Raw genomic sequence first — 24,570 nt, 5'->3', positions numbered from 1 at the left:
TGGGAATAAAAAAACCGGCGCACAAAACGCCGGTTTGTCTGCACGACATTGTGCCCCAGCGGCACGCGGAAGTTAAGCGCTACGCCGCGTTGCGGCAACGCTGCAGGATATCCAACTGGGATTGATATTCGCGGGTCTGTACGTTCAGCATGCCCAACAGGGTGTGGAACAGGTTGTCCTGTGAAACCTCGTCCTTTTCCGCCAACGTATTCAGACACTGGCGATCGATGTCGAAATTGCGCTGATAGTCGGCCGACATCCACATCAGGAAAGGCACGTGCGTTTGTTGGCTCGGCGCGAAGACATAAGGCGTGCCGTGCAGATACATGCCGTTCTCCCCCAGCGATTCGCCGTGATCGGACAAATAGACCAGCGCGGTATTGAACCGATCGTCATACTGCCGCAGCAGCTTGATGGTGGCATCGAGCATCGCGTCGGTATACAGGATTGAGTTGTCGTAGGTGTTCACCAACTGTTCATGGCTGCAATCCTGGATCTGATTACTGTTGCAGGTCGGTGAAAACGCCTGGAACTCTGGCGTGCTGCGGCGATAGTAAGCCGGGCCGTGGCTGCCCATCTGGTGCAGCACGATCACACCATCGTCTTTCAGGCTATTGATGTAGTCGTTCAGCTTGTACAGCAGCACGTTGTCCATGCAAACCTCGCCGTCACAGTCCTGCGGCAGTTTCAGCTTGGTCATGTCGATGTGCGGCACCCGGTCGCAGGCGCCTTTGCAGCCGCCGTCGTTATCGCGCCACAGCACATTGACGCCGGCATGCGCCAGCACGTCGAGCATGCCTTCCTGGTGCGTCGCCTGAGTCGCGTCGTACTCCTTGCGTGGCATGTTGGAGAACATGCAGGGCACGGAGATCGCCGTTTCGGTGCCGCAGGAACTGGCGTTTTTGAAGTAGACCACGTCGTCCTGCTTCAGGCGCGGGTTGGTTTCGCGCCCGTAACCGCCGAGGGAGAAGTTTTCGGCGCGGGCGGTTTCGCCCACGACCAGGATCACCAGCGTTTTCTTGGTCTGCCTGGCGATCAGCGGCCCTTTACGCGCATCTTCGCCGATCTTGACCAGCGGCAGATTGCGGGTGAAGTAACGCTGTTCGGTAAACTTGATGGTGCCGGCCACGAAGTTGGAAGGCGTCAACATCTTCACCACGCTTTTATTGTTGCGGATCAGCGAAGCGTAGTCTTTGTAGAACAGCGCGGCGACGATCAGGATCACTACCAACGACAGCATGACGTTGGCGGCGCGCAGCCCGACCATGTACCACCAGGGGCGAGTCTGGCGAATTTGGGTGAAGCAGACCGCCACCGCCGGCAGAATGCCGAGCAGAGCCAGCCACAATCCCATGCGCGGCGTCAGCAGCGCGGTCGCCTCCTGGGGGTTGGTTTCGAAGGCGTTTTGCATCATGTTGCCATCGATCACCACACCATAGCTGAACATGAAATAGTTGGCTGCGGCGCTGCCGAGCAAGAAAAAGATGATCAACGGCTTGCGCAGGTAGGGCACGGTCAACACGCTGAAGATAATATTCAGCGCACAGAAGATCACCACCGGCATGCTGGCCGCGAAAATCACGCTGTGGACGCTATCGAAGGTGATATACGACCAGGCGCGATGCAGGAATAACGCGTTTTGAAACAGAGTGAAGAACAGGGCGGCGGCGAGGGTAAAACCGAGGCTGTTGCACTGTAAGCGTTGACGTAACCACATTGCCAATGTCGGGATCCTGAAAGTAGATAATGTCGTGAAATCTACCGGATGAAACTTAAGAAAACCTTAGAAATTCAGAATACTGGCGACGGAGAATACGTGAAAACCGCCAGGCCGAGTGGCCTGGCGGCAGGGCAGTTTAGTAGGCGGCGGTGAATTGCGCGCGAATAAACTGAGGTTTTTCAATCTCATCAACGATAGCGACTGCCAGATCTTCCACCGAAATGCTGGCCGGCGCGTCGCCGTTCATCAGCAGTTGCGTGGTGCCGAGACGGAACTGGCCAGTGCGTTTGCCCGGCTCCAGCAGGGCGGCCGGCGAAAGATAGGTCCAGTCGAGTGCCGACTCGTTACGCAGTTTGTTGCGCAGATCGCGCACCGCCTGCGCGCCGGGGCGGATATTTTCCGGGAACTGCGGCGTATCCACCAGTTCAACGCCCGGCGCCACTTCCAGGCTGCCGGCTCCGCCGACCACCAACAGGCGTTTGACGCCGGCCTGCTCGACCGCGGTGAGGATCTGCTGGGCGCCGCGGGTGGTTTTCTCATACAGGTTGTCTTCGCCCCAGCCTGGGTTGTAGGCGCTGATCACCGCGTCCTGGCCGCGCAATTGTCCCGCCAGCCAGGCGGTGTCGGCGACGTCGCCCAGTGCGACGGTCAGATTGGCGTGCTCCGGCAAATCTTTTTTCTGGCGCGCGATTGCCGTCACCTGAATACCGCGAGCCAGCGCTTCATCCACCACGCGGCGGCCAACAAAACCGGTTGCTCCAATAATGGCTACTTTCATCTGTATGCTCCTTCGGGGATAGGTTCAGTATCGTGAGGCAGGCCGATGTGCCTGCCGCGTGGTTTCTACTCTAGTCCTTAACAATAGCCGTGATTAGTGCCATATTCATGCTTTCTTGATTAAGTAAAACTTCATAATCGTGGATAAACTCAATCGAATGGCGGTATTCGCCACCGTGGTGGCGGAGGGCTCGCTGGCCGGTGCGGCGCGGCGTCTGGGCATGACGCCGTCGGCGGTCAGCCAGCACATGCGCTCGCTGGAGAAGGCGCTTGGGGTGCCGTTGCTGCATCGTTCCACCCGCCGTCTGGCGCTGACCGAGGCGGGAGCGGCGTTCTATCCCGGCTGCGAGGCGATGCTGCAACAGGCGCTGCAGGCGGAGCAGCGGTTGGCTGAGCTGCGGGATACGCTGGTGGGTGAGCTGCGTATCGCCACCCCGGTGGGCATCGGCGGCCGCTCGTTAGCGGAGGCGCTGTCGCCGCTGTTGCAGGCGCATCCCAAGCTCACGCTGCGCGTGCTGGCGGACGATCGCATCGTCGATATGATAGAACAGCGGGTCGACATTGCGCTGCGGGCCAACCGTCAGCTGGCTGACGCCAATATGATCGCGCATCCGCTGACGGCGTGGCCGATGGTGCTGTGCGCCGCACCGCGCTACCTCAGCCAGCATGGGGTGCCGGAAAAACCGCAGGATTTGGTACAGCACCGTTGGATTTCCAGCGGCTACAGCGGGGCGCATCTGGATTTGCTGCACCAGTCCGGCCAGCAGGTCAAGCTGCGGCTGGCGGAAGGACAGATCGTCAGCGAGAGCATGAACGTGATGCGCGCTTTTACCCGCGCCGGGCTGGGCATTTCCGCTCAGCCGCTGTATGAAATTGGCGACGAACTGCAGCGCGGCGAGCTGTTGCTGCTGTTGCCGGAGTGGCGGCCGGCGGCGCTGCGGCTGCATGCGCTGACGCTCGAGCGCAATGTGCCGGAAAAAAGCCGCCAGGCGCTGCGCTATTTGCGCGACTATTTTCGCCGCAATGGCGAAAAGGGACTTGCCAGCGGCGGCGATGGCGTCTTCAATTAGCAAGAGAACGCAGGAGGAGCCTCGTGGCGCAGCAGCTTGAGTTTTTCGACATCCCCAGCCCGTGTCGCGGCATTTGCCAGGCCGACGATCGTGGATTCTGCCGTGGCTGCCTGCGCAGCCGCGAGGAGCGTTTCGGCTGGATGAACATGAGCGATGCGCAAAAGCGCGAGGTGCTGCGCCTGTGCCGTCAACGCTTCCTGCGGCTGCAGCGCGCCAATAAAGCGCCCGACGAGCCGCTGCCGGAGCAGCCGTCGCTGTTTTAACCTTTCCTGATCTGCCGCACGTTCGTGTGGCTTACCGCTTCCCTGTGCCTCACCGGCTTGTGTATGCTGGCTGACAACTAATGTCATGAGGTTTTCGCAATGGTAGAACGTATTCGTCTCGCGCCGCAGGGGCCTGAATTTTCCCGCATGATTTGCGGTTACTGGCGGTTGATGGAGTGGGGCATGTCGCCGCAGCAGCTGCTGACGTTCATCGAACAGCATGTCGAACTGGGCGTCACCACCGCCGATCACGCCGATATCTACGGCGGCTATGCCTGCGAACAGGCGTTCGGCGACGCGCTGCGCCTGAAGCCGGCGCTGCGTCAGTCGCTGGAATTGGTGACCAAGTGCGGCATCGCCACCACCGCCAAGCCCGGCAACCCGATCGGCCACTACATCACCGACCGCGATCATATCGTACAGAGCGCGGAACAGTCGCTGCGCCATCTGCATACCGATTACCTCGATCTGCTGCTGATCCACCGCCCGGATCCGTTGATGGACGCTGACGACGTAGCCGAAGCCTTCGTTGCGTTGCACAAAAGCGGCAAGGTGCGCCATTTCGGCGTCTCCAACTTTACGCCTGCGCAGTTCCAACTGCTGCAGTCGCGCCTGCCGTTCTCGCTGGTCACCAATCAGGTGGAGATCTCGCCGATTCACCAACCGGCCATTCTCGACGGCACGCTTGACCAGTGCCAGCAACTGCGCATCAAGCCGATGGCCTGGTCCTGCCTGGGCGGCGGCCGCTTGTTCAACGATGCTGAGTTCCAGCCGCTGCGCGACGAGCTGCAGCGGGTGGCGCAAGAGATCGGCGCGGAGACCATCGAGCAGGTGGTGTACGCCTGGGTGATGCGCCTGCCGTCGTCACCGTTGCCAATCATCGGCTCCGGCAAGATTGAGCGGGTGCGTTCGGCGCTCAAGGCGCAGAAACTGGTGCTGAGCCGCCAGCAGTGGTTCCGCATTCGCAAGGCGGCGCTGGGGTATGACGTGCCTTAAGGCGGGCAGAAAGAGGAAAGCCGGGCGGCGAAAGCGCCCGGCTTTTTTTATGCCGATGCTTAGGCCAACACCACCTGATCGGTGCTGAAGTGATCGAGCGAGACGCCGATCAGCGTGACCTGGCTGTGGCCGAAGGCCAGCACCAGATCGTCGTTTTGCTGCGTGGCGTAATCGCGGATATTGCCGCTGGCGCCTTCGGTGCCGATAAACACCAGTTTATCGCTGGCGTTGAAGCCATACAGCTGATCGCGGCCGAAATCGCCGCTGAACAGGAAGGTGTTGCCGTTGCCGACGCCCTTCAGGATGTCATCGCCGCTGCCGCCGACGAAGGTCAGGTTGCCGCCGGCGTGGCCGATCAGCGTGTCGTTGCCGGCGTTGCCGAACAGCCAGGCGTCGTGGCTGCGAGCCTGCAGGACGTCATCGCCGTCACCGCCGGTGGCGGCGGCGGCATAGGCTTTGAGGCCTGAGTCCGATTTCAATCCGGCGGCGGTTACCTGATGATCCACTTCTTTGTTGAAAATAAGCCAGGAGGTTTCTTTGCTGCGCAGGGTGCTGATGTCGTCCGCCAGCGTAATGCCGCCCTTGGCGTCGCGCAGGTAAAGCGTGTTGCCGTCGTAGGCGACTTCGGTATTTTTCAACGCCTGCTGGGTATCGAAGATATTGTGGCCTTTGCCGCCGGCGATCAGGTTATAGCCGCCGGCGTCGCGGAAGATATCGTCGCCGTCGCGGCCCTCGAGATAGTCGTTGCCTTTGCCGCCCTTGATCAAATCATTGCCGTCGCTGCCGATGATAAACGTCGGCCCGCTGTGCGTTTCCGCGTTGCGGTTCAGATCTTCCACCCAGGTACTGCCGCGCGTGACGTTCGACAGGTTGGAGACGATGAGGGTCGAGTCTTTGTCGGTCAGCGAATAAAACTCGGAGTTCAGCACCCGCATCAGACCATCCTGATAGAAGAACGGCAGGTGGGATAGCCAGGTCGGAATGTTGAGAATGGAGAACGGCAGCAGGTTCCAGGCGTCCGAGGCGTAGTGATCGTTGAAGTTGACGATATTGTTGGTGGCGGAGGTATGGGGCGCATCGTGAACGCCCAACGACGCCCCGGTCAGCGTGGTGCCGTCGAGCGCGCGGAACACCGGATCGTTCTCGTAGCCGATGTTGAGCACCTTGCCGCCGGTTTCGTACTGGGTCGGCGAGGCGAAGGCGACATAGTTGGACTGCGCGTAGAAGCCGCTCCAACTGGCGTCGCTTTGCGCCGCCATGCTGTTGACTGCCAGCCCGCCGAGGCTGTGGCCGCTGACCACCACGTCCTCGCCGCTCAGCCCGTGGGCCTGCGCGAATTTCGCCACGTCGCCCAGCAAGTTGCCGAAGGCCTTCAGCGTGTAGCCGTCGGCGTAGCCTTTCGGCCCGAACCCGGCCAGCAGATCGTTAATCACATCGCCGATGGTATCGCCGATCAACGACTCGCGCGGGCCGCTGGTGCCGCGAAATGAGATGCCAATGGCGGTGAGATTGCCTTCGCTGTCATATTTGCCCAGCACCTCGGCCTGTGCGGTGGTGTAACCGGCGGTCTCGCCGTAGTAGGTGCCGCGCGCATCGGTTTTGCCGGCGTAACCGAGCTGCGCGGCGCTGATCACTGACCAGCCGGCATTGTTTACCGCCTCCTGCGCGGCCTGTTCGGAGTCGGGATTCCAGGGGAGGCCCGGCAGGCCGCCCTGCGACTGGGTGCTGCCGATGAGCGCAGTGACCAGCGTCAGCGGCAGACCCAGCCCGAAACCGGTCTGGTGATAGCCTTCATCGAAGCCGTTATCGATATTGTGGTAAGCGTAGGTAGAGATGGCCAAGGCGTCGGAAAACAGCGCCTTCGACGCGTTTTCGTCCAGATCCTTATAGCTAAAGATGCCCATATCAGTTCCTTATGAAGTATGCCGCCTGGCCTGGAAGCGAACTCTCATGCGCCGGCGGTGGAAACAGGGAAACAACGTTAGCCGAACGACAGCTGGTCGGAGGACCAACATCGGTAGAATTATTATTAGTGCCAAATATTAGGTCTGCGAATCAAATTGGCGAGATTGTGCGTTGGTTAACAGTGCCGGCGCAGGCTCTCCTATACTGATAGCTCGATATAGTCATTAAGGAGACTGATTGATGAAACGTTATTGGTATGCGGCGCTCGGCCTGATGGCGTGTGGCGCGGCTCAGGCGGCGGCAACCGACGTCGAGATGCATCTGGTGACCGGGCAGGGTATCGGTCAGGACGTCGGCAACGTGGTCATCAGCGAAACGCCGTACGGCTTACTGTTCACGCCGAGCCTGAAAGCGTTGTCGGCCGGAGTACACGGTTTCCACGTGCATGAAAAAGGCAGCTGCGAGCCGGGCATGAAGGACGGAAAAGCGGTGGCGGCGCTGGCGGCCGGCGGGCATTTTGATCCGCAAAAAACTGGGAAACACCTCGGGCCGTACGCCGACGGGCACCTGGGTGATTTGCCGGCCATCTATGTGACCGCCGACGGCATGGCGAATTACCCGGTGTTGGCGCCGCGGCTGAAAAAAATCAGCGAAATTGAGGGCAAGGCGCTGATGGTGCACGCCGGCGGCGATAACCATTCGGATCATCCACAGCCGCTCGGCGGCGGCGGCGAACGCTTCGCCTGCGGCGTGATCAAGTGATCACCCGCCGCTAACGGCCGGTGCGGCGGCGGGCTGGCCCATCGCCTGTTGCAGCTGCTGCAGTGAGCAGTAAAGCCGCCAGATCAGGCCGGCCAGATCGCGCGCCGCCTGTTCCGGGTGATGCGCCAACGCGTTGCTCATGCGCAGCAGCTCCTGCAGCGTAGCGTCCAGCGAACTGTGCTGCACGCCTTTCTCCGTCATGATGCCGCGCAGGCAGTGGATACAGACGTTGCGCACCGCCGACAGTGGATCGGAACGGGTCTGCCAGTCGCGCAGCTGCCAGACGATATGGCTGCAGTTGAGCAGCACCACGCCCCAACGCAGCAGCCAGGTGCGCGCTTCCTGATCCTGACTTTGATTGAGTTGGCTGATGCGATGGTAGATCAGCGATTCGAACTGACTTTCGCTCTGCTGCGGCCGTTTGCTCAACTGATCGATAAAGTCGCGCCGCAGCGCGCGGATAATGCGGCGGCTTTTGCGTTTGTCCGAGCTGGGGCGCAGGATCTGAAACGCCAACCCGGCTAGCAATACACCGACGACTTTAGCGATGTTGTCATTGATAAAGGACTGGTAGTCATAGCTTGGCGGATTGCTGACGGTCAGAAACGAGCCCATAAAGACGATCAGTTGCCCCCAAAGCGCGGCATAAGGCGGGTTCTGCAGCTTGAGCATCTGTATGGTCACCAGGATCGGGAACAGGAAGGCGCAAAACACCCAGAAATCGTCAATCTGGATCATCAAACCGAATTTCACCACGAAGCAGGCGACCGAGAGCAGCAGCACCGCCTTGAGCAAGGTGCTGACGCTGTTGATCGGCGAAGGCGTGGAAGAGTAGAGCACGCAACTGATGGCGGTGAGCGTCAGCGCCGCGCTGCCGGCGTCCCATTGCGTGTTGATCCAGTAGGCGCAGCCGATCACGATGCATAAAAAGGTGCGCAGGCCGTTATAGGCGGCTTCGTAGCTGTCGGTATGACGCGCCAGTGGGGTGACGCGCGGCGGCTGGAGATCGCTGACCGCCGTGGCGCTTTCCAACCGCCGCAGCCAGCGGTTGCAGCGCAGGTAGAGCCAACAGAAATCGCGCAACCGCAGCCAGAAGGCGCGATGGCGGTAGTCCGTCGCATCTTGCGGGGCGATCTGCTGGAGCAGACGCGCCAAGCGATATTTATCGGTGGCGGGATCGCGCAGTTCGTCCAGCAGTTGCGTCAGCACCGGCATCAGATTGGCGGGGCGATCCGGCCAGTTCAGCAGCATGCGGCGCAGGCTGGAGATGACGCTGGTAATGCGCAGCTGTTGATGCAGCAGATAGTTGAGCAGGTTATTTTGCCGCCGCAGCCGGTAGTGGCTCCAGAATGCCTGAATGCGCAGCAGGTTCATGGTCAGGATCTGGCCGATGACCCCTTCGTGCGAGGTGCGCATCTGCGCGGTGACCTCCGGCTGCCACAGCATGGCGGCGTGCTCCAGCAGGCGCAGCTGCATGCGCCGCAGCGAGGTCAGCAGGGCTTCGCCGTCGGAGGTGCTGGGCAGGATCATCATCATCAACCCGCCGCACAGAATGCCGGTGATCACTTCGCAAACTCGCGCCTGAGCGATGTCGAAGATCTGCTGGGTGTCGGTGACGTTGACCGTGCCGAAGGCGATGATGGCGGCGGTATAGCCCGCCAGCGCGAAGGCGTAAGAGACGTTGTTTTGGTAATGATTCGAGACGTAGGTGCACAGCCCGATCCAGGCGGCGATGAACAGTGTAAACAGCCAGGGATCGTTCAGGCAGTGGCCGGCGATCGCTACCGAGGCTGCGGCGCCCACCAGGCTGCCGAAGATGCGGCCGATGCTTTTGCTGATCACGCCGCCGATGGTGGGGAAGCTCACCACCGCGGCGGAGGTGAGTGCCCAATAGGGTTCGTCGAGTTCGAGCACGAACGCCACCCACAGCGCCAGACACATCGCCAGCGAGTTGCGCAGGGCATAGCGCCATTGTCCGCCGGTCGCCTTACCCCAGGGGGTCCGGCTCCACTCCAGAAAAGGCAGATTCACACTTTAGTTCCGCTGATGAATCGAGATGGTGCAGGTGGTGCCGGCGACCAGCGTCAAATCGGCGGGCACGTTGAGCAATTTTATCCGCACCGGCACGCGCTGGGCCAAACGCACCCAAGGCACATTAGGCTTGACGTCCATTAATAGATCATTGCTGCTGTCGACGCTCTGATCGTAAATGGCGCGTCCGATGCTCTCTACTTCCCCCTGCAGCGGCGTGTTGCCGTTATATAAAACGATGTCCGCTTTATTGCCTTCCTTTATATGCTTCAACTTGGTTTCTTCGAAATAACCGAGCACATAAAACGAATGCACATCCACCAACGCCACCAGGGGCGTGCCGGCGTTGGCGTAGTTTCCGACGCGTGCCTGCAGGTTGGTGATATAACCGTCGGTTGGCGCATAAATTTTGGTTTTGCTCAAATTCCATTTGGCCTGTTCCAGGTTGGCCAGCGCGGCTTTATAGGCGGCCTTCATTGCCTGAGCGGCTAAATTGGACTCGTCCAAGTCTTCAGCGGAAATAACGTTACGTGGCAAACCGCGGCGACGGGCAGCCTCGTGGTCCGCTTTGGCCAGATCGGATTGCGCTTTTGCCACCGCGGCCTCGGCATTGTCCAGCGCAATCTGGTAGGGCACCGGGTCGAGGGTAAAAATCAGACTTCCCGCAGGTACGAACTGATTGTCATTCGCGCTTATTTTCTCTAATCTTCCAGAGACTTCAGGGGTGATATTGACGAGTTCGGCGCGCACTTTTCCATCACGGGTCCATGGGGATTGCATATAATAATTCCAGAGCCACCAACCGGCGCAGACGGCAATGGCGCAGACGATCACCGTAGAGAAGTATTTTAATGTTTTATGCTGCATGGGTTACCAACTCGCTAAAATCCATAAGGAACCGCTGACGGTCAGAACGAAAATGGACAGGTCCATCAACATGGGATGCCAGATTTCACCGGAATACATCCAGTCTCTCAGCAGTTGATGAATCAGCAGCCATAAGACCAGTCCTAGTAAAAAAGCTTTAAATATAGGCGGAAAATAAAGCGATGCCCCCAGGACCAAATCGGGTAAGGGGGATGAGGTGTGTAACCATGATGTATTCACATTAACAATCCCTAAGGGTGAATATGTTGAATATTTGCATAACGATTAAACAATAACGGCTAAAAATAGTGGCTATTTCCACAATATACATTATATACATTTGTGTTTTTAATGTGAGTTACCCAAAATAGTCTAAACTCTGGGAGGTAATGTTAGCATGCTAATTATAAGGAGGGGGAAGTGGAGTCAACATTAGGTTCAGATTTAGCACGATTAGTTCGTGTTTGGCGCGCGCTCATCGATCATCGGCTCAAGCCGTTGGAGCTGACCCAAACGCACTGGGTCACTTTGCACAATATCAATCGTTTGCCGCCGGAGCAGTCGCAAATCCAGTTGGCCAAGGCGATCGGTATCGAGCAACCGTCACTGGTTCGCACGCTGGACCAATTGGAGGAGAAGGGGCTGATCACGCGTCACACCTGTGCCAACGATCGCCGCGCGAAGCGCATCAAGCTGACCGAAGCGGCCGATCCGATCATCAGGGAAGTGGACAGCGTGATCACGTCTACACGCAGTGAGATTTTAAGCGGCATTACCGCCGACGAAGTGCATCTGTTGGTAGGGCTGATTGGCAAGTTAGAACAAAATATCACCGAACTGCAGAACAAATAATAATATTCTTATTTTCTACGATTACAGTTTCACAGCATCAGAAATAAAACCGGAGGCGATTGCCTCCGGTTTGCCGTTTGTCGCCGACTGACTTACAGCGGGGAAACGGTGATGGTGTCGCCCATGCGCGCCATGCGCACACGCTGGCCAGGGCTGAACTTGGTGTCGCCCGCTTTCTGTACCACCACGATGTTCTCTTTCTGGTCGGTCTTGATTTCCAGCTCGTAGCCGGAGGTCCGACCGGCCACTTCACCGATGCTGTTACCCGCCGCGCCGCCGGCAATAGCGCCCGCCGCGGTAGCCAGCGTACGACCGGTGCCGCCGCCAACGGTGTTGCCCAACAGCCCGCCAATCACCGCGCCGCCGATCATCCCCATGGCGTTGGAGCCTTCGCCGCCCTGAATTTTAACCGGACGCACGGAAACCAGCGTCCCGTAGGTGACGGTCTGTACCTGCTTGGCCTGCGAGGACGAGTAGACATCGCCGGACATGGATTCATTGGCACAGCCGGCCAGCGTAACGGCGGCGACGGCAACGACGAGAAGACGCTTGATCATATAAAACTCCTGATGGTAGTAGTCCATAACCTGGCAATGCTCACCAGGCAAGATTCAGTGAAAATGATAGACAAAGTATGGCTGAAAGTTGACACACCGCCATGCTTCATCGCTGCATGCAGCTTAACTTTTCTCTGTTCAACCAATAATAAACCGCGGTTTACCTTTATGACAGCCTTGGCGACATTCCGTCGCCTGTTATGGCACGGTTTAACACATAGCCCGTGCCACAGCGGCGCCAGGGGGCATCTGGCTCACGGTGCGTAAAAAAAGCATCATAATTCATGGCGTTAATCCGGCAATTCTGGTTTATTTGTCAGGATAAATTTTGCTTACCGCGCGGGTTAGAGGATGTTGCTATGAAGTCAGGCCGCTATATAGGCGTCATGTCCGGCACCAGTCTGGACGGAATCGATGTGGTATTGGCCGCGATCGACGATCGCATGGTGGCGCAGCAGGCCAGCTATAGCCATCCGATGCCGATGGCGTTGAAAAAAGAGATCCTGGGGATGTGCCAGGGGCAGCAAACTACGTTGGCCGCCGTCGGCCGGCTGGACGCGCAGTTGGGCTCGCTGTTCGGCGAGGCGGTGCTCGGCCTGCTGAAGCAAACCGGCATCGACGCGGAGCAGGTCACCGCCATCGGTTGCCACGGCCAGACGGTATGGCACGAGCCGGAAGGCGACGCGCGTTTCTCGATGCAGCTCGGCGATAACAACCGCATCGCCGCGCTGACCAATATCACCACCGTCGGCGATTTCCGCCGGCGTGACATGGCGTACGGTGGGCAGGGCGCCCCGCTGGTGCCGGCATTTCATCAGGCGCTGCTGGGGCATCCCGTCGAGCGGCGCATGGTGCTAAACGTCGGCGGCATCGCCAACCTTTCTCTGCTGTTGCCCGGTACGGCGGTGCGCGGTTTCGATACCGGGCCGGGCAACATGCTGATGGACGCCTGGGTGTGGCGCCACCGCGCGCAGCCTTATGATCAGGACGGCGGCTGGGCGATGCAGGGGCGGGTCTGCTTGCCGTTGTTGCAGCAGATGCTGGCGGATCCGTACTTCGCGCAGCCGGCGCCGAAAAGCACCGGCCGCGAGTATTTCAATATCGCTTGGCTGGAACGGCAGCTGGCCGGATTGCCGGCGATTGCGCCGGTCGACGTACAGGCCACGCTCACGGAACTGACCGCCGTCAGCATCAGCGAACAGGTGCAGCTGGCCGGCGGGTGCGAGCGTCTGTTGGTGTGCGGCGGCGGGGCGCGCAACACGCTGCTGATGACGCGTTTGTCGGCGCTGCTGCCGGGCACGGAAGTTGGGCTGACCGACGATTTCGGCGTCAGCGGTGACGACATGGAGGCGTTGGCCTTTGCCTGGCTGGCCTTCCGTACGCTGTCCGGCCAGGCCGGCAATCTGCCTTCGGTAACCGGCGCCAGCCGTGAAACGGTGCTGGGTGGGATTTATCCGGTTTTGCCATTGGGGGGCCGTTAGCTCTGTTAGGATAGCCTGTGAAGGATTTTTCTAAGGAGCAACAGCATGAAAAAAGTCTTTTTCGTCGCCGGCGCGCTGGCGCTGTCCGGTTGCAGTTACATCCTGCCGCAGAGCAGCCAGACGATGCACTATCAGTGTGGCACTACGCCGCTGACGGTGGCGCTCGACGGCAAGGCGAGTGAAGTCAGCCTGCTGATGGATGGCGAGCAACTGCATCTTAAGCAGGTGCTGGCGCTGACCGGCGCCAAATACAGCGACGGTAAATACACTTTTTGGTCGAAAGACCGTAACGCCTATCTTGAGCGCAACGGCAAGGTAGTCATGAGCGACTGCGTGTTGACGGAGTGAGGGTTGACGGCGGCGTCGGAGCGATTGAGTTCCTGACGCCGCAGGCGCAGAATGTAACGACGGATTTTTTCAGTTGGTCGATAACCCAGATGATTGAAAAGAATGAGTTTGATGTTGCGGACCTGCGCCGTGAATACACCCGGGGCGGCCTGCGCCGCAACGATCTGACCGCCAGCCCGCTCGAACTGTTCGAGCGTTGGTTGAAACAGGCCTGCGACGCGCGCCTGGCAGATCCCACCGCCATGTGCGTCGCGACCGTCGACGAACACGGCCAGCCTTATCAACGCATCGTGCTGCTGAAGCATTTCGATGAGCAGGGGCTGGTGTTCTACACCAACCTCGGCAGCCGCAAGGCGCAACAGCTGGCGCACAACCCGCATATCAGCCTGCTGTTCCCCTGGCACATGCTCGATCGCCAGGTGATTTTCCTCGGTCAGGCGGAGCGCCTGTCGACGCTCGACGTGCTGAAGTATTTCAACAGCCGGCCGAAGGACAGCCAGATCGGTGCCTGGGTCTCGCAACAATCGTCGCGCATTTCCGCGCGCGGCGTGCTGGAAAGCAAATTCCTCGAGCTGAAGCAGAAGTTCCAGCAGGGCGAGGTGCCGTTGCCGAGTTTCTGGGGCGGATTCCGCGTGAAATTTGACTCTGTCGAGTTCTGGCAAGGCGGCGCCCATCGCCTGCATGACCGTTTCCTGTATCAGCGGGACGGGAATGACTGGAAAATTGACCGACTGGCACCCTGAAGGCGGAAAATCCTCTCTAAGCGCTGGTGCTGATGCCGCCGGCGCTTTATTCTATGCGCTACCCTGAATTTTTATTTCGCCACTGGGCGAAAGGCCGTGTACCGGCAAAGGTGCATTCGTTTATACATGGAGTCATTGATGGCAAGCAGCAACTTGATTAAACAACTGCAAGAGCGGGGCCTCGTTGCCCAGGTTACGGATGAGGAAGCGTTAGCGGAGCGACTGGCGCAAGGGCCAATTGCACTGTATTGCGGTTTCGATCCGACCGCTGACAGCTTGCATTTGGGCCATCTGGTTCCTCTGTTGTGCCTGAAGCGCTTCCAACTGGCCGGCCACAAGCCGGTAGCGTTGGTGGGCGGCGCCACTGGCCTCATCGGCGATCCGAGCTTCAAAGCGGCGGAGCGCAAGCTGAACACCACCGATACGGTGAACGAGTGGGTCGAGAAGATCCGCAAACAGGTTTCCCCGTTCCTCGATTTCGACTGCGGCGGCAACAGCGCTATCGCGGCCAATAACTACGACTGGTTCGGCGGCATGAACGTGCTGACCTTCCTGCGTGACATCGGCAAGCACTTCTCCGTCAACCAGATGATCAACAAGGAAGCGGTCAAGCAGCGTCTGAATCGCGACGACTCCGGCATCTCCTTCACCGAGTTCTCTTATAACCTGCTGCAGGGCTACGATTTCTCCGAGCTGTATAACCGCCACCAGGTGGAGCTGCAGATCGGCGGTTCCGATCAGTGGGGCAACATCACCTCGGGTATCGATCTGACGCGCCGTCAGCACCAGAAGCAGGTGTTCGGCCTGACCGTGCCGTTGATCACCAAAGCCGACGGCACCAAGTTCGGTAAAACCGAGGGCGGCGCGGTCTGGCTGGCGCCGGAAAAAACCAGCCCGTACAAGTTCTACCAGTTCTGGATCAATACCGCCGACGCCGACGTCTACCGCTTCCTGAAGTTCTTCACCTTCATGAGCCTGGAAGACATCAACGCGCTGGAAGAAGAAGATAAGAACAGCGGTAAGGCGCCTCGCGCCCAGTACGTGCTGGCGGAAGAAGTGACCGGCATGGTGCACGGTGCGGAAGGCCTGGCGGCCGCCAAGCGCATCACCCAGAGTCTGTTCTCCGGTGCGCTGCACGACATGACCGAAGCGGACTTCGCCCAACTGGCGCAGGACGGCATGCCGACCATCAAACTGGACCGCGACGCCGATCTGCAGCAGGCGCTGGTGAATGCCGAACTGGTGCCGTCACGCGGCCAGGCGCGCACCATGATCGGCTCCAACGCGGTAACCATCAACGGCGAGAAGCAGTCCGATGCCGAATACCGCTTCAGCGATTCAGACCGTCTGTTCGGCCGCTACACGCTGTTGCGTCGCGGCAAAAAGCATTACTGCCTGGTGGATTGGCAGTAAGCGTCAGCCAGTCTATATGACATGAAAAGCCCGGGGAGCTCCCCGGGCTTTTTTTATCGCATGGCGCGGATGACGATTAGGCAAACGCCTCCGGCAGCGAGTTTTCGGCCGCAACACCGTTCACGGTGACGGCGGGCGAGTGGTAGTGCAGAGAGACGGCAGCCAGATAGGGATCCTGATTGCCGATCGAGAACACCACATCATCGGCGTCAAAGCTGTGATTATGATTGCTATCCACGATGACATAGAGCGATTTGTCCAACTTTAGCAATCCGACTTCCGCCAGGTTATTGGTGCTGGCGCCGTTCGTTATTTTCGCCAGTACCTGTGAGAACAGCGCTTGGGCATTGTCCGTCGCATTCAGGCCACTGAACGCATTTTGTAACTCAGCTTGGGTGGTGACGCTGCCGTACAAGGTTGCGGTCTTGTCTCCTGTCTTGGAGAAAACCCACGGGTTGTCGGTTTCTCCCACGGAGATGACGCTGTTGGCATAGCCGGTATTGAGCGTGACCATATTGTCTATTTTGCTATCGGTAAAATGTAACGTACCGGCGCTATCCAACGTCGTGTTGCCCTTAACGTCGGCTTTATAGACGGTCAACCCGGTGCGGTCGACCGTTAACTGGTCGCCGGCAAGTTCGGCAATGACATGGGCGAAATCGTCTTTATTGGCCAGCGTGTTTAGCGTGTTGTAGAAAGCGCCGCCGCCGGTGCCGCCTTTTTCTGCGACGAGGAACAGCTTCATGTCGGAGTAATAACGGCGTTCATCGGTAAATTCGCTGCCTATGATGGTTTTCAGGTTATCACTAAAATCTGCGGCAACGGTCAGATTAAGCACCAGCGGCTTATCGCCTGTGTACATATAGCCGCTCAGCATCAACGTGCTAATCGAGTTGTCCCCGCCGCTCAGGGTCAACGTGCGATTTTGCACAATGTCGAGATTGCTGCCCATACGGATTTCGAGCGTTTCTTTATGGTTCGATGTAAAGCTGAAAGTACCCATATTGAGGTTGGTTACCGTATGGCTAGCCGTATCGGTAAAGAACAATTTAAAACTGTCGTCGCTATGCGCCGTATCGCTGATGTGGATACGGCTTTTCGGGGTCAAGTCGCCGCCGAGGGTAAACTGTCCGCTGCTGACGTTGAGCAGCGTTAAATCTCCGGAGTAGGCCGTAATTACCCCTCCAGCCGACCCCGTAGCGTTTTGCGAAGCATTGGGTTGCGCCATTTCGCCTTGTTTTAGCGAGTTGATGTTACCGTAAATCGGGTGGGAGACGGTGGCTTCTTGCGTGAACAACCCAAAGTCAAATACCTTGTTGCCTTCGGTAGCGACCCGCTGCCCGTTAAGATAAATCTCTCCGGTACCGCGATAGTGGGTCAAATCTACATAGTTGAAATATAGGAACTGATTAACGTTATTTGTAATTTCAGCGTCATAGCCGCCGCCGGCGCTGGCCGTCAGGTGGACGACCTTGGTGAAAAAATTGGCTGAGACACTATAGTAAGATGTCTCGGGATCGCTATTAAGCGCCGTCGCTTTGAAATCACGGCTGACCCTATTGCCGCTGTCGGCGGTGGCATTGCCTTGCCAGACAAGCTGATGCTTCCCGGCGGCCAGATTGATTTGCGCGGCTGCCGTCGTCATATCGAGCCGGTCGGCGACGACGGTGCTGTTCTTCACGTTGGAAAAGTTAATCCCTTCGGGGGCGTTCAGCAGGTTGCCCTCGCTAAGAAAAAGGGTGACATTCAGGTTTCTCAGCGATTGAAGCATTGCTTCACTGGTGGCGAAGTCGCCCTGCAGCGTGACTTTTTGCAACGATTTGGCAAAGCTGAGATCGACCGCGGAGCCGATCTCGGCGTTAAGGGTGATCTCGCGCAGCTGGCTGATTTCCGCATGGCTTAACGCGTGTTGCTTACCGGTATTCAGGCTGCCGTTGAGGGCGCCGTCGGCATTCGACATCGTGACGTTGCCGCGGATCTGGTATCCCAGCTCGCTGCCAATTTTGTATTCGAGATTGACGAGTTGCTCGTGACTTGGGCTGACTCCGCCCTCCAGCGGCGCTTCCCCGTTGCGGAACGCATGCAAAATATTCAGCGTCGCCTGCAGCGGATTATTGCCGGCTTTGAGCAAAATTGCCTGTTTTTGCAGTTCGCTCAGCGCCGGGCCGTAATACAGTTCGTGATAAATCCTGGCGAAGTCTGCGGCATCTTTGAAGGGGGAGGATTTAGCCAGAATGGTCAGCAGATCGAGCTCGGAGTTCCCCGCGGCGAGGAATTTGCTGTAACTGTCCAGTCCGGTTGATTCCAGCGTGGCTTTTTTCCCCAGTTGCAGAAAGAGCAGCGCCACGCTTTCCTGATAGTTGGCCGCAGCCATCTCACCCGCAGCGTAGACATGGGTAGCATTAAGAAAAGCCTGTTTGGCGGCGGCATGTGCTGTGTCGTTGCGAATATCGGCGATCAGACGCATGATGACGTCGCCTCGCGTTTCGGTGTGATTATTCAACCCGGTGACATAATTGGCGAGCTCGCTTGCGCCAGCATCAACGCCGAAAGTATTTTTATAGACGGTTTTGACGAAGTCTTCATTACTTAACGTGGTCAACGCGCTACGCGTATCGACGAAACGGCCGGCGATATAGCTGGCGTCAGCTTTTCCTGTCGCCAGCACCTGGCTCCAATAATTGACGCCTTCCGCCACCGCGAGGCTGCCTACGATGTAAAACAGGGCTTGAATATCGGCTGCCGCTTCAGCATTCGCGGGATAGGGGGACAAAGCGGGGTGTAAGGTTGTATCAATAATATCAAACAAATGCTGTTGCTGTGCGACCGGTGCCGCAGCATCACCCATATAGCTCTTCACGCCGGCGATAAGATCCTTGGTAATCAGCCCCAGCGTTTTTCCTGCATTGGCTTGCGCGACCAGCGTGGCCAGCAAATCGGGTGCTGGATCGGCGCCTGTCGTATTTTTATAGATGTATTGAATTTTTTGCGACGTTGTCAGGCCGTCATAGCGATGATGCCCATCCTGAGACTGGATGAATTTTTCGGCCAGCTGATCTCTGCTGTACTGCCCCGATTCCAACTGGCGGGCAAAGAAGTTTAATGCGGCGCTATCGGCTTTTTTACCGAGTGTGGCATAAAAAAGGATGGCTACATCCTGTTGTGACGATAATAAACTCATGTTAACCCCTGTGTTGACAAAAAATAAGCATCAACAAGTACAGTCCAAATCCACATGATTGCAATGCGGTTGAGCCTAAGGAAATTCTGTATTTTTCGCGAATGCGGCCGCCGTTTGAGACGACCGCACCCGCAGAGAGTTAGACCAAACTTAGCTCTGTGACGGATGGGGTGGGAGTGCCGGCAAGATCAATAGTCGGCGCCCGATAATGAAGGTTTGCTGCAATCTCATAAATATCTTTATCTCCCAAGGAGAATACAATGTCCTCAGCGTCAAATTGCTTATTGTGATTATTATCAATGATAATGTATGCATTGGTTGCCAACTTGAACACGCCTACGCTTTGCAGATTATTTTCACTGCCGCCATGGGTTATTTTTGATAGCGCCTGAGCAAATATATCTTGCGCCGTGCTGTCGTCTGCGACGGTTAATGAATCAAACAGGGTATTGATGTCGGCCATTTGCGTCAGGCTGCCATAAGGCACGATATTGCCGGATTTTTCGCTGTCGAACAGCCACTGTTGACCCTGAACACCAACGGTAAGCGTGTCGGTCGGCGTGAGAGTGTTAATCGTGACCATGCTGTCGATCGTGCTTTGTTCAAAGTTGATTTTGTTGTGGTGCGCGTATTGATTGGCCATCGCCAGGTTATTCAGCGTGGTATTACCTTTGATAGTCAGGGTCTGAGTATTGGTGTACTGGATGTTGATCTGTTCGCCGGTCAGTGCGCCGATAATACCGCCATAGGCGCTCGGGTCGTTCAGCGCGGATAGCAGTTTATAAAACTCGCCGCCGCCGCTCCCAGCCTTATCCAGCTTCAGATCGGTTTCAACGCGCGGGATCCCTTCATTCATGGGATCGAAAATGGGTTCAATAACAATATGTTTCAAGCTGTCGCTAAAGTCAGCTTTTACCGTCACTTCCAGCTTTCCTATGCCGCTGATGTTGATCTTGGAAATATTGTTGCCGGCGCCTTCCAGCGCCACCGAGGCGAGTTTCGAACCATTGGCATACAGCCGCAGCTCTTCTTGCGGCCGTGCGCCAATGAAATGGCTGGCGAAACTGAGCGTTCCTGCGTCCAGGCGTTCGATGGCGCTATTTCCGATGCTTACCCCCCAAGGGCCAAATAACGTCGAGGGAGGCGTAACCGGCGCCAGTTCCAGGTGAAGCTTGCTCTGCGCACCGGCATCGCCGTTGATGGTGAGAAAAGGCAGTGTGTCGAAGATGGGAAGATTGATGATATGTACATTATCGGCGAAACCGGAAAGCGTAAGCCCTTGACTTCCCGTCCAGTAATAACCGTCACCACTTTTTACAGCATGGGGCGCCTGCTGTAAGTGGGTGACGTCTGTATAATGGTCGTTATAAATACTGGCCGTTTGATTGATTACGCCATAATCGAATACGTTGGCGCCTTCTGTCGCGATCAATTTGCCATCCAGATAAATGTTTCCGGTACCGCGATAACCTGCCAAATCGATCTGAGGAAAGAATTGGAACTGGTTAACATTGGTTTTGATTATTCCTTCAATACTGCCGCTTGCCGTTGTGGTCAGATAGATATCCTTTAAGATCAGGTTGGCGGAAATAACGCCATCCGCATCAAAATAGTTCTGTGCGGTGAACGTCGTGCTGACAATATTGGCGCTATGATTCACGCCATTGCCACTCCAAAACAGACTGGCACCACCGATGCCAAAAAGAATTTCCATTTTGGCATTGGCGAGATCGAACTTATCGGAAATCACCACGACATCCCGTTCGGTACCAAATGTAATCTTGTCTACCGTTTTGAAGTAAGGGTTATCATCCAGATTAAGCCGCAAAGCGAATCCCTTATTTTTTAGCGAGTTCAGGGCGGTGGTATCGGTTGGCGCACTCCCTTGCAAGGTCACCTCTTTCAACTGGGGCGAATGGCTGAAATCAACGGCGGCCGAGGCATTCACATTAAGAAAGACGTGCGTCAGAGCGGCCAATTCCTCAGGACTCAACGGATGCTGACTGCCGGTGTTCACTGAGCCGCTCAATATGCCGTCGGCGGAGAGCGACAATTCGGCGATAGGCGTGTAATTCAGCGGTTGAGCGATCTTGAGTTGATAGGCGGCGACACCCGTCGAATGAGGCTCACGAGCGCCGTCGAGTGGGAGCATCCCCTTGTAGAATGACGCGATGCTGGTTTGGTATCGATCGTGGCCAGCGTTCTGTAGCACGGCCAGGGAGACGTCCTGGCTCAGATTTTCGTGATACAGCGAAGCGTAGATTTTTTCGTTGTTGTCAGCCCGCAGGAAGTGGCGGGCGCTGGCCAGCAGCTTAAACTGCTCGACGGAAGGTGTCCCGCTGGCGAGCGAACGGCCAAAGGTATCGAGAGCGGCCGCGTCGGCGAAGGCACCTGACTCACTTTGGCTATCAGCGCTTTTATCAAGCTGTTTAGCTAAATAAGTCAAGGTGTTGGCATCGGCCTTCTTTCCCCATTGAAGTTTCAGTAAGCTCATGAAATATATCCTCTGGATACGCTGAAGTGATAGTGAATGAATAGACAATTACAGTTCATAAGGGCCGAAATGCAATGTTAGGCCAGTCTGAGGATGGCCTGATTTTTCCAACTGTCACTGCCTTGTCGGTCGGTTCTCGGCTTTTTTTGGATCGGACTTTTCGCTACAATATGCCGCCGTCGAAAGCATAAAAATTCCTCTCATTTCTTGTTTTTAACAGCGCCGGCATGACGTTTTCGCGTTGTGCACCCATTATCATTTCGCCGCGGGCTGATGCACACGGCATGGCGAGGTCAGTTGTTCCGATGAAAAACATTCTTTCTATCCAGTCGCACGTGGTGTTTGGTCACGCCGGCAACAGTGCGGCTGAATTTCCGATGCGCCGCATGGGCGTCAACGTCTGGCCGCTGAACACGGTACAGTTCTCCAACCATACGCAATACGGCCAGTGGACCGGCTGCGTCATGCCGGCCAATCACCTGACCGAGATCGCGCAGGGCATCGCCAATATCGATCAGCTGAAGCGCTGTGATGCGGTGTTGAGTGGCTATATCGGTTCGCCGGAGCAGGGCGACCATATTTTGGAGATCGTGCGCCAGGTTAAGCAGGCGAACCCGAATGCCTGGTATTTCTGCGATCCGGTGATGGGACATCCGGAAAAAGGCTGCATCGTGGCGCCGGGCGTGGCCGAGTTTCACTGTCGCCAGGCGTTGCCGTGCAGCGACATGATGGCGCCGAACCTGCTGGAGTTGGAGATGCTGAGCCAGATGGCCGTCGCCAACGTGGCCGATGCGGTGCAGGCCGCCCGCGCGCTGATCGCCAAAGGGCCGCGGCTGGTGCTGGTCAAGCACCTGGCCCGCGCCGGCTATCACGCCGACTGCTTCGAAATGCTGCTGGTGACGGCGGACGAGGCTTGGCACATCAGCCGGCCGCTGGTGGATTTCGGCGCGCGTCAACCGGTCGGCGTCGGCGATTTGACCAGCGGTCTGCTGCTGGTGGATCTGCTGAAGGGTGAGGCGCTGGATAAAGCGCTGGAGCACGTGACCGCCGCCGTGTATGAGGTGATGCTGACGACTCAGGAGATGGGGGAATACGAGCTGCAGGTAGTGGCGGCGCAGGATCGGATCGTGCAGCCGCGCAGCGAGTTCAAAGCGGTAAAACTGTAAGTGCAACGGGCCCCGGCGATAGCCACCGGGGCCGAATGTTTACTTCAATCCTTCGGCGTTCAGCGCCGCATCCACCGCCGGGCGCGCCGCAACGCGATCGAACCAGGCCGCCAGATGGGCGTGCTTGCGCACGTCAAACTGCAGGGCGAATGCCCAGCGCAGCACGGTGAACAGGTAGGCGTCAGCCACACTGAAACGGCTCCCCAACAGGAAGTGCTGCTTCGCCAGCACCGAATCCAGATAGCTGAACTGCTGCTCCAGCTTGGCGCGCGCGATGGTTTTGTATTCCTCGGGCGTTTTCGGGTTGAACAGCGGGCTGAATCCTTTGTGCAGCTCGGTGGCAATGTAGTTCAGCCATTCGATCGCGTGGTAGCGCGACAGGGTGCCCGCCGCCGGGATCAGGTTGCGATCCGGCACGCGGTCCGCCAGATATTGCACGATCGCCACGCCTTCGGTCAGCAGGCTGCCGTCATCCAGCAGCAGCGCCGGGACCTGTCCCTTGGGGTTGATGGCGAGGTAATCGGCGCCGCTCTCGGTTTTCTTCTGCGCCAGATCGACCTTCTCCGCCGTAAAATCCAGCCCTGCCTCACGCAGCACGATATGCGGGGACAGCGAACAGGCGCCGGCTTTATAGAACAGTTTCATCGGAAGCTCCTTGTTGATGACGAATGACGGGCATGCTTAACCTCTCATCGTAGTCCCGTGGCGCCAAAATTACAGCGGCTTAGCTAACAAATTTAACCGACGATCGCCTCTGCGGGCTGCAGCTGCGCCAGCGTCGCGGCGATCTGCTGCTGCAGCGTCGGCGGCGCCACCTGCATCGGCGAACGCAATTCGTTGGCGATCAGCCCCTGCTGGGCCAGCGCCGTCTTGACCGGCGCCGGATTCGGGAAGCTGAACATCTGGTGGATCATCGGCAGCAGCTCATAGAAGTTGCTGCGCGCCGCGGCCAGATCGCCGGCGGCGACCTGCTGCACCAACTGGACGAAACGTTCCGGGTGAACATGCGCGGCGGCGGAGATGGCGCCGGTGCCGCCGAGGCACAGCGTGGTGAGGATCAGATTGTCTTCCCCGGTCATCACATCGATTTCGCCATCGGCGATCAGCGCCATGGTGGCGTCAGGGTTGCCGCCGCAGTCTTTGATGGCGGTGATGCGCGGATGGCGAGCGAGCCGGCGCAGCGTGGCCAGCTCCATGGCGATGCCGGTGCGCTGCGGAATGTTGTACAGGATCACCGGCACGGCGGAGGCGTCGGCCAACTGGGTAAAATAGTCGATCAGGCCGCATTGCGAAGGGCGGATGTAGTAAGGCGCCGGGATCAGCACGCCAGCGATGTCGCGCAGCTGAATGGCCTGCTGCATTTGCAGCGTGGCGGCCATGTTATTGCCGGAAAGGCCCATCACCACCTGGCGTGCAGGCGCCACCTCCAATACGGCGTCGAGCACCGCCAGCTGTTCTTCTTTGCTCAGCGCGGCGGCTTCACCGGTGGAGCCGCAGACCACCAGACCATCGATGCCGGCGTCGAGCAGGTGCCGCGCCAGGCGTTGCACCGCCGGCAGGTCGACGGCGTCGTGATTGAAAGGGGTAACCATCGCCACCCAAATACCCGAAAATGAGGCCATAAAATATTCCTTCTGTGTGACCGACAGAGAAGCCAGATGAGAAAATTGAAGGCGGGGCGTTGCGTGCCATCCAGTCAGCTCATCTGACGGGACAGCGCGCCCCGGTCAAATGAGCGTCTGTTTCTTCGATGTAACCGCCGCCAAACCGCCAACGAGCAACGCAGGTGTCATCAGAATATCAGCGTTGCGTGGGTAGGCCATGGCGGTCTCGCGAAAAGGGGAAGTGGGGTGATAATGAATATTCTTCATCAGACTGTCAATTTACAACAGATTGATAACATTGTTATTCATGATTCGCCGGTGAGGATGAGTTTGGCTAATA

21 protein-coding genes are annotated in these 24,570 nt (G+C 57.7%); 10 read left to right on the top strand and 11 right to left on the bottom strand.

Going from position 1 to position 24,570, the window contains the following annotated elements:
• Positions 1-79 precede the first annotated feature (79 nt).
• Positions 80-1,717, bottom strand: coding sequence for a phosphoethanolamine transferase EptA (gene eptA / locus ACP39K_RS10180; RefSeq protein ID WP_016927921.1), 1,638 nt, complete (start codon positions 1,715-1,717; stop codon positions 80-82).
• A 139-nt stretch (positions 1,718-1,856) separates the two neighbouring features.
• A complete protein-coding gene (locus ACP39K_RS10175) occupies positions 1,857-2,498 on the bottom strand; it encodes an NAD(P)-dependent oxidoreductase (RefSeq protein ID WP_147827405.1) in 642 nt (213 codons plus the stop codon).
• 139 nt (positions 2,499-2,637) lie between these two features.
• Between ACP39K_RS10175 and ACP39K_RS10170 the strand changes: the two genes are divergently transcribed.
• The 3 genes from ACP39K_RS10170 to ACP39K_RS10160 all read left to right on the top strand — a co-directional run bounded on the left by ACP39K_RS10170 (position 2,638) and on the right by ACP39K_RS10160 (position 4,826).
• Positions 2,638-3,567, top strand: a complete 930-nt coding sequence (locus ACP39K_RS10170) for a LysR substrate-binding domain-containing protein (protein ID WP_187178368.1) — start codon at positions 2,638-2,640, stop codon at positions 3,565-3,567.
• A gap of 23 nt (positions 3,568-3,590) precedes the next feature.
• The gene (locus ACP39K_RS10165; protein ID WP_015377731.1) at positions 3,591-3,830 is read left to right on the top strand and encodes a DUF1289 domain-containing protein; all 240 of its coding nucleotides are present in this window, start codon (positions 3,591-3,593) and stop codon (positions 3,828-3,830) included.
• A gap of 99 nt (positions 3,831-3,929) precedes the next feature.
• Positions 3,930-4,826 (top strand): aldo/keto reductase, encoded by an 897-nt coding sequence (locus tag ACP39K_RS10160; RefSeq protein ID WP_060445344.1) that lies wholly within the window; start codon positions 3,930-3,932, stop codon positions 4,824-4,826.
• Between the two features lie 59 nt (positions 4,827-4,885).
• Here the strand turns inward: ACP39K_RS10160 and ACP39K_RS10155 are convergent, their stop codons facing one another.
• On the bottom strand, positions 4,886-6,730 hold the full coding sequence (locus ACP39K_RS10155; RefSeq protein WP_089184542.1) for a polyurethane esterase: 1,845 nt from the start codon (positions 6,728-6,730) through the stop codon (positions 4,886-4,888).
• Between the two features lie 241 nt (positions 6,731-6,971).
• Here ACP39K_RS10155 and sodC point away from each other — a divergent pair, with 241 nt between their 5' ends.
• Entirely contained in the window at positions 6,972-7,493 is a 522-nt protein-coding gene (gene sodC / locus ACP39K_RS10150; RefSeq protein ID WP_497008469.1) for a superoxide dismutase [Cu-Zn] SodC, read from the top strand.
• Here sodC and ACP39K_RS10145 read toward each other — a convergent pair whose 3' ends face one another.
• From ACP39K_RS10145 to ACP39K_RS10135, 3 genes are read right to left on the bottom strand one after another with little or no spacing between them, the layout of a single operon-like run.
• A complete protein-coding gene (locus ACP39K_RS10145; protein WP_497008468.1) occupies positions 7,494-9,524 on the bottom strand; it encodes an FUSC family protein in 2,031 nt (676 codons plus the stop codon). It abuts the gene before it with no gap.
• A gap of 3 nt (positions 9,525-9,527) precedes the next feature.
• Positions 9,528-10,391 (bottom strand): efflux RND transporter periplasmic adaptor subunit, encoded by an 864-nt coding sequence (locus tag ACP39K_RS10140; protein ID WP_004931305.1) that lies wholly within the window; start codon positions 10,389-10,391, stop codon positions 9,528-9,530.
• 3 nt (positions 10,392-10,394) lie between these two features.
• The gene (locus ACP39K_RS10135; RefSeq protein WP_004931303.1) at positions 10,395-10,631 is read right to left on the bottom strand and encodes a DUF1656 domain-containing protein; all 237 of its coding nucleotides are present in this window, start codon (positions 10,629-10,631) and stop codon (positions 10,395-10,397) included.
• A gap of 180 nt (positions 10,632-10,811) precedes the next feature.
• On the opposite strand from ACP39K_RS10135, the gene slyA reads away from it, so the two are divergent.
• A complete protein-coding gene (gene slyA, locus ACP39K_RS10130; RefSeq protein ID WP_004931301.1) occupies positions 10,812-11,243 on the top strand; it encodes a transcriptional regulator SlyA in 432 nt (143 codons plus the stop codon).
• 92 nt (positions 11,244-11,335) lie between these two features.
• On the opposite strand, the gene ACP39K_RS10125 is transcribed toward slyA, so the two are convergent.
• The gene (locus ACP39K_RS10125) at positions 11,336-11,800 is read right to left on the bottom strand and encodes an outer membrane lipoprotein (RefSeq protein ID WP_028128178.1); all 465 of its coding nucleotides are present in this window, start codon (positions 11,798-11,800) and stop codon (positions 11,336-11,338) included.
• Between the two features lie 359 nt (positions 11,801-12,159).
• Here ACP39K_RS10125 and anmK point away from each other — a divergent pair, with 359 nt between their 5' ends.
• The 4 genes from anmK (at position 12,160) to tyrS (ending at position 15,785) form a co-directional block, all read left to right on the top strand.
• Positions 12,160-13,281, top strand: coding sequence for an anhydro-N-acetylmuramic acid kinase (anmK, locus tag ACP39K_RS10120; RefSeq protein ID WP_251684182.1), 1,122 nt, complete (start codon positions 12,160-12,162; stop codon positions 13,279-13,281).
• A gap of 45 nt (positions 13,282-13,326) precedes the next feature.
• The gene (locus ACP39K_RS10115; protein ID WP_016927910.1) at positions 13,327-13,629 is read left to right on the top strand and encodes an MliC family protein; all 303 of its coding nucleotides are present in this window, start codon (positions 13,327-13,329) and stop codon (positions 13,627-13,629) included.
• Positions 13,630-13,718: 89 nt separating this feature from the next.
• Complete coding sequence (gene pdxH, locus ACP39K_RS10110; RefSeq protein ID WP_004931292.1) at positions 13,719-14,372, top strand: pyridoxamine 5'-phosphate oxidase; 654 nt, start codon at positions 13,719-13,721, stop codon at positions 14,370-14,372.
• A gap of 138 nt (positions 14,373-14,510) precedes the next feature.
• Positions 14,511-15,785 (top strand): tyrosine--tRNA ligase, encoded by a 1,275-nt coding sequence (tyrS, locus tag ACP39K_RS10105; protein WP_033640489.1) that lies wholly within the window; start codon positions 14,511-14,513, stop codon positions 15,783-15,785.
• Between the two features lie 76 nt (positions 15,786-15,861).
• Here the strand turns inward: tyrS and ACP39K_RS10100 are convergent, their stop codons facing one another.
• Positions 15,862-18,966: a DUF4214 domain-containing protein gene (locus tag ACP39K_RS10100; protein WP_497008467.1), complete on the bottom strand. Its 3,105-nt coding sequence runs from the start codon at positions 18,964-18,966 to the stop codon at positions 15,862-15,864.
• A gap of 139 nt (positions 18,967-19,105) precedes the next feature.
• Positions 19,106-21,460, bottom strand: coding sequence for a hypothetical protein (locus ACP39K_RS10095; RefSeq protein WP_243811340.1), 2,355 nt, complete (start codon positions 21,458-21,460; stop codon positions 19,106-19,108).
• Between the two features lie 305 nt (positions 21,461-21,765).
• On the opposite strand from ACP39K_RS10095, the gene pdxY reads away from it, so the two are divergent.
• On the top strand, positions 21,766-22,626 hold the full coding sequence (gene pdxY, locus ACP39K_RS10090) for a pyridoxal kinase PdxY (protein WP_033640488.1): 861 nt from the start codon (positions 21,766-21,768) through the stop codon (positions 22,624-22,626).
• A gap of 39 nt (positions 22,627-22,665) precedes the next feature.
• On the opposite strand, the gene gstA is transcribed toward pdxY, so the two are convergent.
• Both gstA and dapA read right to left on the bottom strand, forming a co-directional pair.
• The gene (gstA, locus tag ACP39K_RS10085) at positions 22,666-23,271 is read right to left on the bottom strand and encodes a glutathione transferase GstA (RefSeq protein ID WP_016927904.1); all 606 of its coding nucleotides are present in this window, start codon (positions 23,269-23,271) and stop codon (positions 22,666-22,668) included.
• Between the two features lie 92 nt (positions 23,272-23,363).
• Positions 23,364-24,248, bottom strand: coding sequence for a 4-hydroxy-tetrahydrodipicolinate synthase (gene dapA / locus ACP39K_RS10080; protein ID WP_261280468.1), 885 nt, complete (start codon positions 24,246-24,248; stop codon positions 23,364-23,366).
• Between the last annotated feature and the right edge of the window lie 322 nt (positions 24,249-24,570).

Source organism: Serratia sp. EC4 (assembly GCF_059652115.1).
The sequence above is the reverse complement of the archived record's forward strand: the minus strand, read 5'-3'. Positions and strand labels throughout refer to the sequence as shown.

Excerpts from the sequence above, each read along its gene's own strand:
- ACP39K_RS10100 (WP_497008467.1), bottom strand. The coding sequence starts at position 18,966 with ATGAGTTTATTATCGTCACAACAGGATGTAGCCATCCTTTTTTATGCC.
- tyrS (WP_033640489.1), top strand. The coding sequence starts at position 14,511 with ATGGCAAGCAGCAACTTGATTAAACAACTGCAAGAGCGGGGCCTCGTT.
- eptA (WP_016927921.1), bottom strand. The coding sequence starts at position 1,717 with ATGTGGTTACGTCAACGCTTACAGTGCAACAGCCTCGGTTTTACCCTC.
- anmK (WP_251684182.1), top strand. The coding sequence starts at position 12,160 with ATGAAGTCAGGCCGCTATATAGGCGTCATGTCCGGCACCAGTCTGGAC.
- ACP39K_RS10160 (WP_060445344.1), top strand. The coding sequence starts at position 3,930 with ATGGTAGAACGTATTCGTCTCGCGCCGCAGGGGCCTGAATTTTCCCGC.
- ACP39K_RS10095 (WP_243811340.1), bottom strand. The coding sequence starts at position 21,460 with ATGAGCTTACTGAAACTTCAATGGGGAAAGAAGGCCGATGCCAACACC.
- sodC (WP_497008469.1), top strand. The coding sequence starts at position 6,972 with ATGAAACGTTATTGGTATGCGGCGCTCGGCCTGATGGCGTGTGGCGCG.
- ACP39K_RS10155 (WP_089184542.1), bottom strand. The coding sequence starts at position 6,730 with ATGGGCATCTTTAGCTATAAGGATCTGGACGAAAACGCGTCGAAGGCG.
- dapA (WP_261280468.1), bottom strand. The coding sequence starts at position 24,248 with ATGGCCTCATTTTCGGGTATTTGGGTGGCGATGGTTACCCCTTTCAAT.
- ACP39K_RS10175 (WP_147827405.1), bottom strand. The coding sequence starts at position 2,498 with ATGAAAGTAGCCATTATTGGAGCAACCGGTTTTGTTGGCCGCCGCGTG.
- gstA (WP_016927904.1), bottom strand. The coding sequence starts at position 23,271 with ATGAAACTGTTCTATAAAGCCGGCGCCTGTTCGCTGTCCCCGCATATC.
- pdxH (WP_004931292.1), top strand. The coding sequence starts at position 13,719 with ATGATTGAAAAGAATGAGTTTGATGTTGCGGACCTGCGCCGTGAATAC.
- ACP39K_RS10125 (WP_028128178.1), bottom strand. The coding sequence starts at position 11,800 with ATGATCAAGCGTCTTCTCGTCGTTGCCGTCGCCGCCGTTACGCTGGCC.
- pdxY (WP_033640488.1), top strand. The coding sequence starts at position 21,766 with ATGAAAAACATTCTTTCTATCCAGTCGCACGTGGTGTTTGGTCACGCC.
- ACP39K_RS10140 (WP_004931305.1), bottom strand. The coding sequence starts at position 10,391 with ATGCAGCATAAAACATTAAAATACTTCTCTACGGTGATCGTCTGCGCC.
- ACP39K_RS10115 (WP_016927910.1), top strand. The coding sequence starts at position 13,327 with ATGAAAAAAGTCTTTTTCGTCGCCGGCGCGCTGGCGCTGTCCGGTTGC.